This window comes from Christiangramia fulva (assembly GCF_003024155.1).
Taxonomy (GTDB): domain Bacteria; phylum Bacteroidota; class Bacteroidia; order Flavobacteriales; family Flavobacteriaceae; genus Christiangramia; species Christiangramia fulva.
Genome location: NZ_CP028136.1, coordinates 572303 through 591289 on the forward strand (window position 1 = coordinate 572303; position 18987 = coordinate 591289).

The 18987-nt window shown below is 43.1% G+C and carries 5 protein-coding genes, 2 tRNA genes and 3 rRNA genes; 2 read left to right on the top strand and 8 right to left on the bottom strand.

Features of this window, described 5'->3' with window-relative positions; translation table 11 throughout:
* Positions 1 to 26 precede the first annotated feature (26 nt).
* Positions 27 to 3782 carry a SprB repeat-containing protein gene (locus C7S20_RS02760; protein WP_159039857.1) on the bottom strand — a complete coding sequence of 1252 codons (3756 nt, stop codon included), beginning with the start codon at positions 3780 to 3782 and terminating at the stop codon, positions 27 to 29.
* Positions 3783 to 4806: 1024 nt separating this feature from the next.
* Between C7S20_RS02760 and gltB the strand changes: the two genes are divergently transcribed.
* Positions 4807 to 9330, top strand: coding sequence for a glutamate synthase large subunit (gltB, locus tag C7S20_RS02765; protein WP_107011046.1), 4524 nt, complete (start codon positions 4807 to 4809; stop codon positions 9328 to 9330).
* Between the two features lie 4 nt (positions 9331 to 9334).
* On the top strand, positions 9335 to 10795 hold the full coding sequence (locus tag C7S20_RS02770; protein ID WP_107011047.1) for a glutamate synthase subunit beta: 1461 nt from the start codon (positions 9335 to 9337) through the stop codon (positions 10793 to 10795).
* 57 nt (positions 10796 to 10852) lie between these two features.
* On the opposite strand, the gene C7S20_RS02775 is transcribed toward C7S20_RS02770, so the two are convergent.
* The 7 genes from C7S20_RS02775 to C7S20_RS02805 form a co-directional block, all read right to left on the bottom strand.
* On the bottom strand, positions 10853 to 11797 hold the full coding sequence (locus C7S20_RS02775; RefSeq protein WP_107011048.1) for a DUF4382 domain-containing protein: 945 nt from the start codon (positions 11795 to 11797) through the stop codon (positions 10853 to 10855).
* A 267-nt stretch (positions 11798 to 12064) separates the two neighbouring features.
* Positions 12065 to 12931 carry a creatininase family protein gene (locus C7S20_RS02780; protein ID WP_107011049.1) on the bottom strand — a complete coding sequence of 289 codons (867 nt, stop codon included), beginning with the start codon at positions 12929 to 12931 and terminating at the stop codon, positions 12065 to 12067.
* 246 nt (positions 12932 to 13177) lie between these two features.
* Positions 13178 to 13286: ribosomal RNA gene (gene rrf / locus C7S20_RS02785) — 5S ribosomal RNA — on the bottom strand.
* Between the two features lie 194 nt (positions 13287 to 13480).
* Positions 13481 to 16369: ribosomal RNA gene (locus C7S20_RS02790) — 23S ribosomal RNA — on the bottom strand.
* A 223-nt stretch (positions 16370 to 16592) separates the two neighbouring features.
* A tRNA-Ala gene (locus C7S20_RS02795) sits at positions 16593 to 16666 on the bottom strand.
* A 292-nt stretch (positions 16667 to 16958) separates the two neighbouring features.
* Positions 16959 to 17032, bottom strand: a tRNA-Ile gene (locus C7S20_RS02800).
* 185 nt (positions 17033 to 17217) lie between these two features.
* Positions 17218 to 18749 (bottom strand): 16S ribosomal RNA (locus C7S20_RS02805).
* The 16S, 23S and 5S rRNA genes sit together here with 2 tRNA genes alongside, the layout of an rRNA operon.
* Positions 18750 to 18987: the final 238 nt, after the last annotated feature.

Genomic DNA, 18987 nt, shown 5'->3' on the forward strand with positions numbered 1-18987 from the left:
TCTTCTCATTTTTGGTTGGTTAATAACTATTTCGCTATGACCTGTGCCGAATAAACTTCACGGTCTGTGGTCATTCGTAAAATGAACTGCTGACCAGTGAATGTTCTAAAGGTAACATTGAAAGTGGACATACTATCTGAATTCACCGCTTTATCGCGATAAGTTTTCAATAGCCTACCATTCATATCAAATACCTCAATAGTAACATCAGAAGTATAATCGAAAATGTATCCGATATTCAACTGGTCACTAAATGGTACCGGTGCAACTTTGAATATTGGCTCTGAAGTTTCGGTTAATGATTGAGTACTAGTTGAGCTTAGAGTTAGCTGAGCAGAAGTTTTAGAATTTCTTCCATTTGTTCCTGTAACATCGCAACTAGCCATTTCAGCTTGTCTGCCATTATAAGTGGTACTTCCAGTTCCATCATCAGCGGCTCTTAACTCCTCAATATAACCTTGAGTCTCGCTGGTACATACATCAATATGAGCAATCAAATAATATGTATCTTGAGTGATTTCAATTCCCTTTATAGAATAAGTTTTTCTATAACCAATATCACCCTTAGCATTAAAATTATATTGGCCTGGTGCTACCGTGTATTCATATTGTCCTTTCTGTTTCTTACTTGGATAAGGATCACAACCCACATATAAATGAACTGAACTCATAATATGGTTATCGTTAACGGTAAAAGTTACATCAATAAGATCTCCATTTGGAATTACTTCAACCTGTCCAACCTTCCTATCTGTTGTTGCATCACAATGATCTGCACCTTCATAAAGATTCAAGGTATAACTTTGACCTTTTTCATAAAGATTGGTCCAACCCCATCTTTCGCTATTTAATACTGGATCATCTAAAAAGCAGTTAGATAAATATTCATCTTTTGCGAATGCGGTTTCACAGGTTAGACACTGAGGAACTTCGAGAGTAACAAGATCATTACCCGGACATCCAAAGGTGCTCACAGCACTCACAAAATAATTTCCAGGTGTTAATCCTGTGAATCCATTTGTAGGATAATCTACATCTTGATAAGGTTGAACGATTTCACTATTTTCAGTATCAATTATTCTATAAAGGGTGAATTTAACCCCTGTTAAATCACTTATATTATCAACTATAATACTTCCAGTGCCTGTAGAACAGTCTACTGTTGTCCCGTGAGTAGTTACAGTAAGCTCAGCATCTTGAGGGATACCGATATTTACAGGAAACTCATCACTTAAACATCCATCAACAGTATATTTAACCTGGAAGGTATATGACCCAACACCTAAAGAAATAGGATCAGAAGTTGTGGTGTACTGTAACCAACTTGTCCACTCTGCGTTCTCATCTGTAGCATCTTTATATCTATAATAGAACTCAGTAATGCTGGTATCATCATAAGACAGTTTTGTAGTTGCAATACCTCCTATACAATCAGATTGTTGGGTATTAATATTTGGTATTTTGACTTTGGCTGGTTCAGTAATAGTCTCAGGAGTACTAAATGCACTACAGGCATCAGTAGTGCCATTACCATCAGCAGCGAGTCCTTTTACTTTATATTTACCGGGCATTAAACCACTATATACACCACTACTAAAAGTGGGGGAAGAAACCTTGGTATAAGTATCTGGCTCTGTGGTTAATTTCCATAATTCCAAATTATCATAAGTGCCGCCAGTTACAGTAATGGTACCATCATTTTCTCCATTACAGCTCACGTTTGTACTGCTGGTAGTTACACTTACAGCAGCAGGCTCACTAATAGTCTCAGGAGTACTAAATGCACTACAGGCATCAGCAGTGCCATTACCATCAGCAGCGAGTCCTTTTACTTTATATTTACCGGGCATTAAACCACTATATACACCACTACTAAAAGTGGGGGAAGAAACCTTGGTATAAGTATCTGGCTCTGTGGTTAATTTCCATAATTCCAAATTATCATAAGTGCCGCCAGTTACAGTAATGGTACCATCATTTTCTCCATTACAGCTCACGTTTGTACTGCTGGTAGTTACACTTACAGCAGCAGGCTCACTAATAGTCTCAGGAGTACTAAATGCACTACAGGCATCAGCAGTGCCATTACCATCAGCAGCGAGTCCTTTTACTTTATATTTACCGGGCATTAAACCACTATATACACCACTACTAAAAGTGGGGGAAGAAACCTTGGTATAAGTATCTGGCTCTGTGGTTAATTTCCATAATTCCAAATTATCATAAGTGCCGCCAGTTACAGTAATGGTACCATCATTTTCTCCATTACAGCTCACGTTTGTACTGCTGGTAGTTACACTTACAGCAGCAGGCTCACTAATAGTCTCAGGAGTACTAAATGCACTACAGGCATCAGTAGTGCCATTACCATCAGCAGCGAGTCCTTTTACTTTATATTTACCGGGCATTAAACCACTATATACACCACTACTAAAAGTGGGGGAAGAAACCTTGGTATAAGTATCTGGCTCTGTGGTTAATTTCCATAATTCCAAATTATCATAAGTGCCGCCAGTTACAGTAATGGTACCATCATTTTCTCCATTACAGCTCACGTTTGTACTGCTGGTAGTTACACTTACAGCAGCAGGCTCACTAATAGTCTCAGGAGTACTAAATGCACTACAGGCATCAGCAGTGCCATTACCATCAGCAGCGAGTCCTTTTACTTTATATTTACCGGGCATTAAACCACTATATACACCACTACTAAAAGTGGGGGAAGAAACCTTGGTATAAGTATCTGGCTCTGTGGTTAATTTCCATAATTCCAAATTATCATAAGTGCCGCCAGTTACAGTAATGGTACCATCATTTTCTCCATTACAGCTCACGTTTGTACTGCTGGTAGTTACACTTACAGCAGCAGGCTCACTAATAGTCTCAGGAGTACTAAATGCACTACAGGCATCAGCAGTGCCATTACCATCAGCAGCGAGTCCTTTTACTTTATATTTACCGGGCATTAAACCACTATATACACCACTACTAAAAGTGGGGGAAGAAACCTTGGTATAAGTATCTGGCTCTGTGGTTAATTTCCATAATTCCAAATTATCATAAGTGCCGCCAGTTACAGTAATGGTACCATCATTTTCTCCATTACAGCTCACGTTTGTACTGCTGGTAGTTACACTTACAGCAGCAGGCTCACTAATAGTCTCAGGAGTACTAAATGCACTACAGGCATCAGCAGTGCCATTACCATCAGCAGCGAGTCCTTTTACTTTATATTTACCGGGCATTAAACCACTATATACACCACTACTAAAAGTGGGGGAAGAAACCTTGGTATAAGTATCTGGCTCTGTGGTTAATTTCCATAATTCCAAATTATCATAAGTGCCGCCAGTTACAGTAATGGCACCATCATTTTCTCCATTACAGCTCACGTTTGTACTGCTGGTAGTTACACTTACAGCTAAAGGTTCTCCGACCAAAATATCTTGTAATTGAAAGGTACAATTGTTGGCGTCTGTAATTATACAATTATAAGTACCACCGGAAAGATTGGAAAGATCTTCTGATGAGGAAGAGAAAAGAGCATCTTCTTCCATTGTCCAGGCAAATGTATAAGGGGCTTTTCCTCCGCTTGCGGTAATAGAAATACTTCCATCACCATCTCCATTACAAGTAACAGGTGTAACGCTATCTACCACTCCTCCTAGAGGGGTATCAACTTTTAGTTCGGCTACTCCTCTACATTTTGACTCAATGGACTCTGGAGTTATAGGACACTGATTATCTGGAACATCCGAAGCGGGAGTCCATGCCATGATCATATCTTTTATTTTTAATGATGTTCCACATTGATACTCCAGACTTTTATCGGGTAGGAGAACACCACTAGAATTATAAAAAGTTAAGTCGTCTACTGTGATTTCAGATATTCCTTTTCCTTCGACAGGTCCTGTACAACCTGAGATATAAAAGTTTTCAACTCCTTCTTCACCTGTAATTTCTAAGATTGCCCAAAATGCAAAGGCTGTCCTAGTAGAACCGGTTTTATTATTTAATTTAAGTGTTAAAGATGCTGGCCACACTTGCTGTGTTTGGCAATCTATACAGACGGGTAAATCACTCAAATAAGCCCCCACCGGTTCCAAATCATCGGCAACACAATTAGTTGGCAGATCAAAAGTGGTGCTCGTTTGAGCCTGTAAATTAAAAACAAGAAGAAAAGTAAAGAAGGCAATAATACCCTGTATTACTTCAGGTTTTTTCAAAATCGTAATTTTTTTCATAATTCAAAGTTTTAAGGTTCAACCAAAAACCCTAAGGAGGAAAATGAATTATGATAGAATTGGGCGTTCAGGCCGAAACCTGGTAAAACAATAAAATTATGTAGGGTAAAAAGCTGGACTACTAAATGCCAGTAAAGAGCCTAAAGGGCAAAACGGTGTTCCAGGGGGAATAAAAAAATAAAATTGGCCGATTAAAGCCTAAATCAATAGCCAGAAGTAAAGTGTGGTTGGGGGTAAAACTCAGCCGTAATAGAAATCAGTGTGAAATTTTTCTTTGATTGGTTATAATTTACTATTAATCAGCAGACTAAAATTAACACATTATTTCGTAAATATCGAGAAAATTATTGGTCCAGACCAAAATTACGGGAAAACCCGTAGTTAATTCTGCGGCCTGTTTTAACATTATGCATTTTTCAAAATAGCTGCTTTATTTTAGCATTTTCGCATAAAAAGACTTATAAATTACTAATGCCTAAAATATTGATTTAAAGCTATTTTATCTTTTTTATGTTCTTTCTCTTTTAATTACTTTTATGAGAATAATTTAGAAGGTATAATTATGAGAATGAAAGAACAGGGACTCTACTCCCCTCAATTTGAGCATGATAACTGTGGTGCAGGCTTTATTTGTAATTTAAACGGGAAAAGAACAAACCAGATTATCCATAAAGCCATCGATATTCTGGTAAGACTGGAACACCGTGGCGCGGTAAGTGCCGATGGAAAAACCGGGGACGGCGCGGGAATTTTAATTGAAGTACCGCATGATTTCTTTAAAAAAGTCTGTAATTTCGAACTGCCGGAATTCCGTTCCTACGCGGTAGGAATGGTATTTCTTCCAAAAAATAAAAACCAGGCCGAAATTTGTAAATCGGCTTTTGAAGAAGAAATTAAAAATCAGCAGCTTGAAATTTTAGGCTGGAGAAAAGTACCCGTTAACCACTCCTGCCTCGGGAAGATGGCGAGCCGTATCGAACCTGCCATTCAGCAGGTATTTGTAGGCCGGCCTGAAAAACTTGACGACAAACATTTTAACGCAAAGCTCTATACCGCCCGCAAGATCGCAGAGCATAAAATTGAAAATTCAGGGCTTTCAGAAAGCGAATATTTCTATTTTTCAAGCCTTTCTACTAATACCATAATATATAAAGGACTCTTGATGCCCCAGGATATCAATGAGTATTATAAAGATCTCAATGATCCTGATGTGATCACCAAACTGGCCCTGGTACACCAGCGGTTTTCGACCAATACCTTCCCTACCTGGGACCTGGCACAGCCTTTCCGCTATATGTGTCATAACGGTGAGATCAATACCCTGAGAGGAAACCTTAGCAGAATGCGTGCCCGAGAAGAACTTTTTGAAAGCGAGGTCTTTGGTGAGGATATTAAAAAAATTGTACCTATTACCATGGAAGGAAAATCTGATTCTGCTTCTATGGACATGGCGCTGGAGCTCTTGCTTCAGACAGGCAGATCGCTGCCCGAAGCGATTATGATGATGGTGCCGGAAGCCTGGGAAAAGAATCCGTCTATGGACGACCAGAAAAGAGCCTTTTATGAGTATAATGCCTGTATCATGGAACCCTGGGACGGCCCGGCTTCGATTCCTTTTACCGACGGTAATTATATTGGAGCATTACTGGACCGAAACGGTCTCAGGCCCTCACGTTATACTGTAACAAAAGATGGCTATGTGGTAATGTCTTCTGAAACCGGTGTTCTGGACATCGAACCTGAAAATGTTCTGAAGCACGGTAGGCTGGAACCAGGAAGGATGTTCCTGGTAGATATGATCGAAGGCCGCATCATCGAAGATGAAGAAGTGAAAGAAAAGATCGTTTCAGAAAAACCTTATCGCGAGTGGCTTGATAAAAATCTTCTTCCCCTGGCAAATGTGCCATACACTGGGAACAAAACACCCGTAGAAGACATTCCTTATATAACCCGCCTGAAACTCTTCGGTTACACCTATGAAGATATCTCTACCATTATTTCTCCTATGGCTTCCAATGGAAAAGAAGCGATTGGATCTATGGGAACCGATATTCCGCTGGCGGTACTTTCTCATAAACCGCAATTGTTGTTTAACTATTTCAAACAATTATTCGCACAGGTTACCAATCCGCCACTGGACGGTATCAGGGAAGAGATCGTGACCGACATCAGCCTTCCTGTTGGTGAAGACATCAATCTATTTGATATCGTTCCCGAACAGGCGAAAAAATTAAAAATTCAGAATCCGGTAATTTCCAATGAAGACCTGGATAAAATCAAATATATAGATCAGCCCGGGTTTAAAGCAAAATCTATTTCCATTCTATATGAAGCTGAAAAAGGAATGAATGGCCTGGAAGACCGACTGGAGGAGATGATCCATGAAATAAATGACGCCGTTGATGATGGATGTAATGTGATCATTTTGTCTGACAGGAATGTGAACCCTAAACTGGCTCCTATTCCTTCGCTCCTGGCCTGCTCTTTCGTACATCACAGGGTAAAAGACTATAATCGCCGTTCTTCTTTCGGAATAGTGATCGAATCAGCCGAACCTCGTGAACCGCACCATTTTGCAGCGCTTTTCGGCTATGGTGCCAGCGCGATCAACCCTTATATGGTGAATGAAGTAATTCGTCAGCTGGTAAAAGACAAGCAGATTCCCGTGAAAGATGCCGATGTGGCCGTGGAGAATTTCAATGTCGCCATCGGAAAGGGTATCGTGAAGATCATGAACAAAATTGGTATTTCCACCCTGCTTTCTTACCGTGGTTCGCAAATCTTCGAAATTCTTGGTCTTAATAAGAAATTCGTCGATAAATATTTCTGTAATACGCCCACAAGAATTGAAGGAATCGGCCTGTATGAAGTAGAAAAGGAAATTCAGCAGCGTTATAAACATGCTTTCTTTCCACCTGAAACGCATAGCGATCTCGATCTGGAAATGGGAGGAGATTACCGCTGGAGAAGAAACGGCGAGCGCCATGTCTTCAATCCGGCAAGTGTGGCCAAACTTCAGCAGGCGGTGAAGCAAAATAGCTATACCACTTATCAGGAATATTCAAAAATCATCAATGAGCAGAATGAGAACCTAATGACCCTCCGCGGAATGTTCAAATTCAAGGAGCTAAATCCAATTCCTATAGAAGAAGTTGAACCATGGACCGAAATTGTAAAAAGGTTTAAAACCGGGGCGATGTCTTTTGGGTCCATCAGCAAGGAAGCTCATGAAAATCTTGCTATCGCCATGAACCGAATCAAAGGAAAAAGCAATTCGGGTGAAGGTGGTGAAGATCCGGGACGTTTTCAAAAAGATATTAACGGGAACTGGCGAAATTCAGCTATTAAGCAGGTCGCTTCAGGACGTTTTGGCGTGAGCATTGATTATTTATCTAATGCCCGGGAAATACAGATAAAAATGGCACAGGGAGCCAAGCCCGGTGAAGGCGGACAACTTCCAGGCCCAAAAGTAAATCCGGATATTGCCAAAACAAGAAATTCCACTCCTTATGTGGGACTGATTTCACCACCTCCACATCATGATATTTATTCTATTGAAGATCTCGCTCAGCTAATTTTCGATTTGAAAAATGCCAATCGCGAGGCCCGCATTAACGTAAAACTGGTTTCTAAAGTGGGCGTTGGAACTATTGCCGCGGGAGTTGCCAAAGCAAAGGCCGATGTGGTGCTGATTTCGGGTTATGACGGCGGTACGGGAGCTTCTCCTTTAACCTCATTACGTCACGCCGGGCTTCCCTGGGAACTTGGTATTGCCGAAGTACAGCAAACGCTTTTACTCAATAATCTTAGAAGCCGAATTGTTGTGGAGTGTGACGGACAATTAAAAACCGGACGGGATGTTGCAATTGCTGCACTCCTTGGTGCTGAAGAATTCGGTTTTTCCACAGCTCCGCTTGTAGCTTCGGGTTGTATCATGATGCGTGCCTGCCACCTGAACACCTGCCCCGTGGGAATCGCAACTCAGGATCCTGAACTTCGTAAGAATTTCAAAGGAACACCTGAAAATGTGATCAATTTTATGTATTTCATCGCACAGGAACTACGGGAGATCATGGCGCAGCTGGGCTTCCGAAGCCTTAGCGAAATGGTGGGACAAAGCCAGAAACTTGACATGAACCGGGCAATTAAACATTATAAAGCCAATGGAATTGATCTTTCGAACATCCTTTATAAACCTAATATTAAAGAAGGGGTTCCAATGATCAATACCGAGAAACAGCTGCATAACCTGGAAGGAGTGCTTGATTTTGAAATTTTAAGACAGGCGCATCCAGCGATCTACAGGAAAGAGCCCGTTACGCTGGAATTCCCTATCAGTAACACGAACCGAACTACCGGCGCGATCATCAGTAACGAAATTTCGAAGATCCACGGTGCAAAAGGACTTCCTCCAAATACGCTTACGCTGAATTTCCATGGTTCGGCAGGACAAAGTTTCGGAGCTTTTTCGGCTTTTGGACTGAATCTGAACATCGAAGGAAATTCTAACGATTACTTCGGAAAAGGACTTTCAGGAGCGGTGCTTTCCATAAGAAAACCAAGAAACGCCACCTTCAAATCTAATGAGAATATCATTATAGGAAATGTGGCGCTATATGGTGCGACGGCTGGTGAAGCCTACATCAACGGAATTGGAGGCGAACGTTTTTGTGTAAGAAATTCGGGGGCGAAAGCTGTCATTGAAGGAATTGGCGATCACGGTTGCGAATATATGACCGGTGGAATTGCCGTAATCCTGGGAAAAATAGGAAGGAATTTCGCTGCTGGAATGAGTGGTGGAGTAGCTTATATCTACAATCCGGAAAATACCCTGGACAAGAATAATTTCAATATGGAAATGATCGATTTAGAAATGCCTTCTTCCGAAGATCTGGAAGAATTGCTGGGCCTTATCGAAAACCATTATCGCTACACTCAAAGCGAAGTGGCAGCGTCTATTCTTGAGAATTGGGAAAAGAATACAAAAGCTTTCATAAAAGTAATGCCTGTTGAGTATAAGAAAGCCTTACAAAAACTGGAAGAAGAAAGAAAGAAAAAAGAACAGGTAGATTTAAAAACAGCATAATAAAATGGGTGAATTAAGAGGATTTTTAGCATACGAACGCGCGGAAGAACCCAAAGAAAAGGTAGAAGAACGCGTAAAGAATTATAAGGAATTTACCAAAGAACTTGATACCGATGAATTGAAACGGCAGGGAGGCCGGTGTATGGATTGCGGAATTCCGTTTTGCCATAGCGGCTGCCCCGTGGGAAATTTAATTCCCGATTTTAATGATGCCATTTACCGAAATGAATGGCAAAAGGCACTTAAAATACTTCAAGCCACCAATAATTTTCCGGAGTTTACCGGCAGATTGTGCCCCGCTCCATGTGAATCGGCCTGTGTTTTAGGAATTATAGAACCTCCCGTTTCAATTGAAATGATCGAGAAATATATCGTGGAAAGAGGTTTTAAAGAAGGCTGGATCCAACCTGACCCGCCTGAACATAGAACCGGTAAAAAAGTTGCAGTAATAGGTTCAGGTCCCGCAGGACTAGCCGCAGCCCAGCAATTAAATCGTGCTGGTCACTCGGTGACCGTTTTTGAAAGGGATGCAAAAATTGGAGGTTTGCTTCGCTATGGAATTCCCGATTTTAAAATGGAGAAAAAGGTCATTGACCGCCGGCTGGAAATAATGAAAGCCGAAGGAATTGAATTTGAGACGAATGTGGAAGTGGGAAAAAATTACACAGTGAAAAAACTGGAAAAATTCGATGCAGTTGTTCTTTGCGGTGGAGCTACAAAAAGACGCGATTTGCCAATTCCCGGCTCAGATGCCGAAGGAGTGGTTCAGGCAATGGAATTTTTAAAGCATAATAATGAAGTGGTGGACGGCCTGCACGAAAGGGAAGAAAGATTAAGTGCAAAAGGCAAGAATGTGATCGTAATAGGTGGTGGTGATACTGGTTCAGATTGTGTGGGAACTTCAAATAGAGAAGGTGCCAAATCGGTTACCAATTTTGAGATCCTTCCCGTTCCACCTAAAGACAGAACTGCTGAAAATCCCTGGCCATACTGGCCCTTTACATTAAAAACAACTTCTTCTCACGAGGAAGGGGTGAATCGTAACTGGAGTATCCAAACCAAAGAATTTGTTAAGGATGAAAATGGCAATTTAAAAGGATTAAAGACCGTCGAGATAGAATGGATTAGAAGGCCAGGCCAGAGACCGGAAATAAAAGAAATTGAGGGATCTGAAAAAGAATGGCCCTGTGAGCTGGTTTTGTTGTCCCTTGGTTTTACAGGTCCGGAAAAAACCCTTAGTGAACAATTGGGTTTGGAATTGGACCCTAGAACTAACATCAAAGGAGGTTCAAATTACCAAACGAATGTCCGCAATATATTTGTAGCCGGCGATATGAGAAGAGGACAATCTCTTATTGTATGGGCTATTTCTGAAGGGCGGGAAGCTGCTCATCATGTGGATAAATTCTTAATGGGATCTTCCAAATTACCCGTAAAAGGACCGGGTGATCTTCCCAGTGCATAAAAAAAGAAAGAGGCTGTCTAAAAAAAACAGCCTCTTTTTTATTTCCAATTTTAATACTTATAATCCTAATAATCCGGTAAAAGAAATTTCCAGGTTCACTTCAGAACCGGCAGTAACCGTAAATCCGGAAAGATCAAGGCTGCTTGCCGTACTGGCAGAAACCATTCCCTTAAATTCTAAATTGCCATCAGAATCTGAATCGGAATAGGAAGCAAAATGTAATTCATAATCGCCTTCTTCCAGAAAATGAATTTCGAAATTACCCGATGATTCAGATACTACAGCACTACTTGCAGCATTCGAAAAACGAATGCCGTCGCCGTTCGCATCTTTTTCAGAACTATTGAATTCACCTTTTTTATAAGCATAGGCCACCACTACATCGCCATTGGCTTCAGAGGTATTGTCTACCTGCCCTTTAACAGCTCCGGCGTTCAGGGTATTTACCGCGCTAATGTTATTCTCGAGCTTGCTTTCAGACACTAAAGAATAATCACCATTATTGGCTTTTAAACTTTTACGCAGGTCAAAATCCAGTACGATCTCATTTTCGGTATCCTGAATAACTGCAGCATTATCATTTAAATTAATTTCCATGTCTCCAGCAATCTCTTCTTTGGAACCACCATTAAGGACCACATAATTACCCAGAGAATTTCCGGAAGCATCGCTTCCTGATAGAACCAGAGTGATATCGTTTGTCATTCCGGCATCCAGGTTTAATTGGCCTAACAGCTCAGTTTTACCATTGGTTAAACTACTAATTTCAAGAGTGGTTTTCTCAAAATTATCTACTGCCTTACCGTTGACCTTAACTTCAGAAACGGTAATAAAAACCGCTTCTACATTAGCATCGTCCACGGGGGCATCGGTAAGATAAACTGCCGTTGAATTTCCTGTTGCATTATCGGGATTATCTACTGAATCATCTTCCTTTGAACATGAAGATAACAGGACCACCACCGATAAAAAACAAATTTTAAAAAGATTCTTTACTACCATACTTAATTACTTTTAATGTAAAAATTAGTTACTATTTTAAATTAATAATGGAGTTAGGATTGGAAAGAATTTAGATTTCGGTACAAGTATAACGAAAGAACGGGGGATGGTGTTCTTAAAGAAATATTAAAAAATGCAGAAATTACTCACAAATATTCATGATACCGCCCAAAAATTGATCTGAAGCGCTCTTTCACCGCATAAAAAAACCCTTCAACGTTGAAGGGTTTCCTTGATTAATATGAAAAGTATTTGTCTGAAATTTAATTATTTATCAGCAGCTTTTTTGACATCCTCAAAATACTTCTTTTGAAGCTCCAGGGTTGTAGTATCTTCTTTTATAGCTTTTAAAGCGGTGGCTATTGAATTAACAGCATGATCGGTAACTAATTTACCCAGTTCTTTCGTTCCTGTCTCGCCCCTTCCCGCATAATGATTCGGAAAAGAAGCGTACCACCAAATACCTCTATAGACATCAGGTATCTCTTTTAAACGTTTTTGATCTGCTCCAGACTCGCTGGTTGCGCGGTCTAACTGTACCAGCTCAGGCCTCAGATACAATAGCTCAGAAGTTTCCCTTTCTCCAGCATGCATATCCTGGGAAGCGTCAGATTTTCTTAGCTCAGCAAGTTTCTTTTCATATTCAGGATCTGCTCCCGGATCGAAAAAATAAACTGCATAATCCCGCTGACTTTCCATTTGATTTTGTACAAAATACCTGAGCATGGAAGGATTTCCACCATGGGTATTAACTATAAGGATCTTATTAAATCCGTTTCTTGCGATTTCCTTACAGGTTGCTTCTAAAAGTTCCATAGTAAGGTCGCTTGGTAGTGAAAAGGTACCCTGAATATGTTTTGCCTCATTAACCTGGCCGTAAAAATAATCTGGGAAAATGACCGCATATTCAATTTCGGCAGCTCGTTTGGCCCATTGCCTGGCCCTTATCAAATCTGACCCTATTGGGGCATGCGGCCCATGCTTTTCCAATATTCCTATAGGAAGAATAATAGTTCGGTTTGATTTTTCAAGCGCCTTAGGCCAGTCGCTGGCTGTTAATTCATCCCAGCGCGTTGGAATATTTTGAGCGAACAATCCCGTACTGAAAAGCAAAAGAAAGATAATTTTTTTCATAAATATGTATGTTAAGTAATTTTTTATAAAAAGTATTAGCTCAAGATACAATTTTTTATTTTACCCTAATTCTTAATAGATGATTTTTTTATCATTAATTGAAGATTTCAGTCTTCGACCCCGAGCTGTCCACTGGGGAGGCAGGGATACACTGGCGCGATCAATATCAGCGAAGGCGTTGTAGGTCTGGAAGTAATTTTTAAGCATAAAAAAACCCTTCACCGTTTAAGATGAAGGGTTTCAAGAACAAGGCGGCGACCTACTCTCCCACAAGAAGCAGTACCATCGGCGCTAACGGGCTTAACTTCTCTGTTCGGAATGGGAAGAGGTGAGCCCCGTTGCTATAGCCACCTTAAATTTTGAGTTAGAAAGTTTCAAAGGTTCTAAAGTTGTAAAGAAAAGCTCTTTTAACTTATTCACTCTTTCACTTTTTAACTGTCCGCTTTGCGGACCAATATCTTGACATACTTAAAGAAACAAAAAACACTTAAAACACAGCAGCTTTACATGCTAAAAGCATTACCGGCCCCTCCTTTAGAAGGGGCCTTGCGCATCAAGCTTTACGGAGTATTAGTACCACTCGGCTACAAACATTACTGCTCTTACACCTGTGGCCTATCAACGTGGTAGTCTCCCACGGTCCTTTAAAGAAATCTCATCTTGTGGTGGGTTTCGCGCTTATATGCTTTCAGCGCTTATCCCTTCCCAACGTAGCTACCCAGCAGTGCTCCTGGCGGAACAACTGGTACACCAGAGGTTGGTCCAACTCGGTCCTCTCGTACTAGAGTCAGGTCCACTCAAATTTCTAACGCCCACTACAGATAGAGACCGAACTGTCTCACGACGTTCTGAACCCAGCTCGCGTGCCACTTTAATGGGCGAACAGCCCAACCCTTGGGACCTTCTCCAGCCCCAGGATGTGACGAGCCGACATCGAGGTGCCAAACCCCCCCGTCGATGTGAGCTCTTGGGGGAGATCAGCCTGTTATCCCCGGCGTACCTTTTATCCTTTGAGCGATGGCCCTTCCATGCGGTGCCACCGGATCACTATGCTCTACTTTCGTACCTGATCGACCTGTATGTCTCTCAGTCAAGCTCCCTTTTGCCATTGCACTCTACGCACGGTTACCAAGCGTGCTGAGGGAACCTTTAGAAGCCTCCGTTACTCTTTTGGAGGCGACCACCCCAGTCAAACTACCCACCAAGCACTGTCCCCCAAGTTCTCGGGGTTAGGCTCTAAACAAGTAAAGGGTAGTATTTCAACAACGACTCCACAACCCCTGGCGAGGCTGCTTCAAAGTCTCCTACCTATCCTACACATCACTTGTTCAAAGTCAATACTAAGCTATAGTAAAGGTGCACGGGGTCTTTTCGTCCCGTAGCGGGTAATCGGCATCTTCACCGATACTACAATTTCACCGAGCTCATGGCTGAGACAGTATCCAGATCGTTGCACCATTCGTGCAGGTCGGAACTTACCCGACAAGGAATTTCGCTACCTTAGGACCGTTATAGTTACGGCCGCCGTTTACTGGGGCTTCAGTTGAACGCTTCTCCGCCAATGGCGGATGACGTCTCCCCTTAACCTTCCAGCACCGGGCAGGTGTCAGGCCCTATACGTCATCTTTCGATTTAGCAGAGCCCTGTGTTTTTGATAAACAGTCGCCTGGATCTTTTCACTGCGGCCCCGATTGCTCGGGGCGACCCTTCTCCCGAAGTTACGGGCCAATTTTGCCTAGTTCCTTAGCCATGAATCTCTCGAGCACCTTAGAATTCTCTTCCCAACTACCTGTGTCGGTTTACGGTACGGGTTGCCTCCACTCGCTTTTCTTGGAAGTCGCGCCGCTGGATTATCACCGCCGCCGTAGCTTTGGTGTACTATCGCCGTGTTACCACTGGCTTCAACGTACTATTCCGTCAGTACGCACCAACTTTACGCCTCCGTCCGCTTTTAACGTGGGGCAAGTAGCAGAATATTAACTGCTTGTCCATCGACTACCCCCTTCGGGTTCGCCTTAGGACCCGACTAACCCTCAGCTGATTAGCATAGCTGAGGAAACCTTGGTCTTTCGGTGTGCAGGTTTCTCGCCTGCATTATCGTTACTTATGCCTACATTTTCTTTTGTAATTAGTCCAGCAAACCTCGCAGTTCACCTTCAACCCCATTACAATGCTCCCCTACCACTCCATACCTTTGTATGAAATCCATAGCTTCGGTAGTATGTTTATGCCCGATTATTATCCATGCCGAACCGCTCGACTAGTGAGCTGTTACGCACTCTTTAAATGAATGGCTGCTTCCAAGCCAACATCCTAGCTGTCTGGGCAGTTCAACCGCGTTTCTTCAACTTAACATACATTTGGGGACCTTAGCTGATGGTCTGGGTTCTTTCCCTCTCGGACATGGACCTTAGCACCCATGCCCTCACTGATATGCATCATTTTATAGCATTCGGAGTTTGTCAGGAATTGGTAGGCGGTGAAGCCCCCGCATCCAATCAGTAGCTCTACCTCTATAAAACTAACTATATCGCTGCACCTAAATGCATTTCGGGGAGTACGAGCTATTTCCGAGTTTGATTGGCCTTTCACCCCTACCCTCAGGTCATCCCAAGACTTTTCAACGTCAACGGGTTCGGTCCTCCACTATGTGTTACCACAGCTTCAACCTGCCCAAGGGTAGATCACACGGTTTCGCGTCTAACACTACCAACTAAGCGCACAAGTGCGCTTTCATCCCCTAAGGATGAATCTCGCCCTATTCAGACTCGCTTTCGCTACGGCTCCACACCTTAAGTGCTTAACCTTGCTGGAAACGTTAACTCGTAGGCTCATTATGCAAAAGGCACGCCGTCATCCGCCATTGGCGGACTCCGACCGCTTGTAAGCGTATGGTTTCAGGTTCTTTTTCACTCCCTTGTTCAGGGTTCTTTTCACCTTTCCCTCACGGTACTGGTTCACTATCGGTCTCTCAGGAGTATTTAGCCTTAGCGGATGGTCCCGCCAGATTCATACAGGGTTTCTCGTGCCCCGCACTACTCAGGATACTGCTAAGATTGTATCAAGTTCTCTATACCGGGCTGTCACCGTCTATGGCTCATCTTTCCAGATGATTCTAGTTCCTTATACAACCCATATCGCAGTCCTACTACCCCAATAAGTCCGTAAACTCATTGGTTTGGGCTTTTGCGCGTTCGCTCGCCGCTACTAGCGCAATCACTGTTGTTTTCTCTTCCTCCGGGTACTTAGATGTTTCAGTTCCCCGGGTTTGCCCCCGACAAGTCGGGTACTATACCTTCAGTATAGTGGGTTGCCCCATTCGGATATTCGCGGATCAATTTGTATGTGCCAATCCCCACGACTTTTCGCAGCTTATCACGTCCTTCTTCGCCTCTGAGAGCCTAGGCATCCCCCATACGCCCTTATCTAGCTTGTATGCGTTTTGCTTCTAATGCTCGTCCCGGACCAATGGCTCGCGCCTATAGCCCGGAATTTTTAATGTATTACTTACTTAAAATAGTTCTATCTATTTGTGTTCTCGTATTCTTTGTTTCTTCAATATGTCAATGAACGTTTACTCGATAGATCGCTCTATGCGAGGCTCGCCTTCGTAACCTTCTGTGGACCTTAGTCCACCGAAGCTCACTTCGGTGAGCGTAGGTGGAGAATATCGGAGTCGAACCGATGACCTCCTGCGTGCAAGGCAGGCGCTCTAGCCAGCTGAGCTAATCCCCCATTTGAATTCCGAATTTAGAATTCAGAATTTAGAATTAGAATTCTTAGCTTCTAGAATTTCCTTTCAATACTTTTTTATGAACTTAGTTGCCTTTGAGCAAAAACTCTGAACTCAGAACTTTTAACTCATAACTATCGCGCTGTGCGCGATTAGTAGTCTCAGGCAGACTCCCTTCGACTTCGCTCAGGGTAAACTTCCCGCTCCCTGCGCCTACTCTACGAGTAGTCTCAGGCAGACTCCCTTCGACTTCGCTCAGGGTAAACTTCTCGCTCCCTGCGCCTACTCTACGAGTAGTCTCAGGCAGACTCGAACTGCCGACCTCTACATTATCAGTGTAGCGCTCTAACCAGCTGAGCTATGAGACTGTCCTTAACAGCTTTAAGCGTTAAGCTCTCAGCCCTAAGCCTCTTTTGGCTTATAGCTTACTGCTTTTGGCTTATCGCTATTTTTAATCAAATTGACAGATAAGAATCAAGACCAAAGAGGCCTTCTTTACACTTCCTTTGTTTCCAGTAATTGCGCTAGCACGTATAAGCGTGCGTTGCTCTAGAAAGGAGGTGTTCCAGCCGCACCTTCCGGTACGGCTACCTTGTTACGACTTAGCCCCAGTTACCAGTCTTACCCTAGGCGGCTCCTTGCGGTGACCGACTTCAGGTACCCCCGGCTTCCATGGCTTGACGGGCGGTGTGTACAAGGCCCGGGAACGTATTCACCGCACCATGGCTGATGTGCGATTACTAGCGATTCCAGCTTCACGCAGTCGAGTTGCAGACTGCGATCCGAACTGTGATAGGGTTTCAAGATTCGCATCCCCTCACGGGGTAGCTGCCCTCTGTCCCTACCATTGTAGCACGTGTGTGGCCCAGGACGTAAGGGCCGTGATGATTTGACGTCATCCCCACCTTCCTCTCGGTTTGCACCGGCAGTCTCGTTAGAGTTCCCGACTTCACTCGCTGGCAACTAACGAAAGGGGTTGCGCTCGTTATAGGACTTAACCTGACACCTCACGGCACGAGCTGACGACAACCATGCAGCACCTTGCAATCTGTCCGAAGAAAAATCTGTTTCCAGACCTGTCAGACTGCATTTAAGCCCTGGTAAGGTTCCTCGCGTATCATCGAATTAAACCACATGCTCCACCGCTTGTGCGGGCCCCCGTCAATTCCTTTGAGTTTCATTCTTGCGAACGTACTCCCCAGGTGGGTCACTTATCACTTTCGCTTGGCCACCCAGCCCTCAATTAGGCCGGACAGCTAGTGACCATCGTTTACGGCGTAGACTACCAGGGTATCTAATCCTGTTCGCTACCTACGCTTTCGTCCATCAGCGTCAGTTGGTTATTAGTGATCTGCCTTCGCAATAGGTGTTCTGTGTAATATCTATGCATTTCACCGCTACACTACACATTCCAACCACTTCATAACAACTCAAGAACAACAGTATCAATGGCAATTCTCCCGTTAAGCGGAAGACTTTCACCACTGACTTATTGTCCCGCCTACGGACCCTTTAAACCCAATGATTCCGGATAACGCTTGGATCCTCCGTATTACCGCGGCTGCTGGCACGGAGTTAGCCGATCCTTATTCATACGGTACCGTCATGCCCTCAACACGTGAGAGTGATTCTTCCCGTATAAAAGCAGTTTACAACCCATAGGGCAGTCTTCCTGCACGCGGCATGGCTGGATCAGAGTTGCCTCCATTGTCCAATATTCCTCACTGCTGCCTCCCGTAGGAGTCTGGTCCGTGTCTCAGTACCAGTGTGGGGGATCTCCCTCTCAGGACCCCTACCTATCGTCGCCATGGTAAGCCGTTACCTTACCATCTAGCTAATAGGACGCATACTCATCTTCAAACCATAAATGTTTAATTACCAGTCCAGGTGAACCGATAATACCATGGGGTATTAATCCACGTTTCCATGGGCTATCCCCCGTTTGAAGGTAGATTGTATACGCGTTACGCACCCGTGCGCCACTCGTCAGCAAATTAGCTAGGCTAATCCCTGTTACCGTTCGACTTGCATGTGTTAGGCCTGCCGCTAGCGTTCATCCTGAGCCAGGATCAAACTCTTCATCGTTAATTCTTATATCTCTTAACAACTACTAGTAGAAATTGCTCAGTTGACGTCTTTTTGTCTTAATTCTTATATACTTGATTACATCTTTATAATGTAATCCCTGTCAATTCAATATGTCAATGAACCAATTATCAATTAACAGTTAACAATTATCACAACTTCTCATTGCTTATTGATCATTGTTAATTGATCACTGTCTTGCCAAAACCCGAGGACTCGAACCCCTTCTCCCCCCATC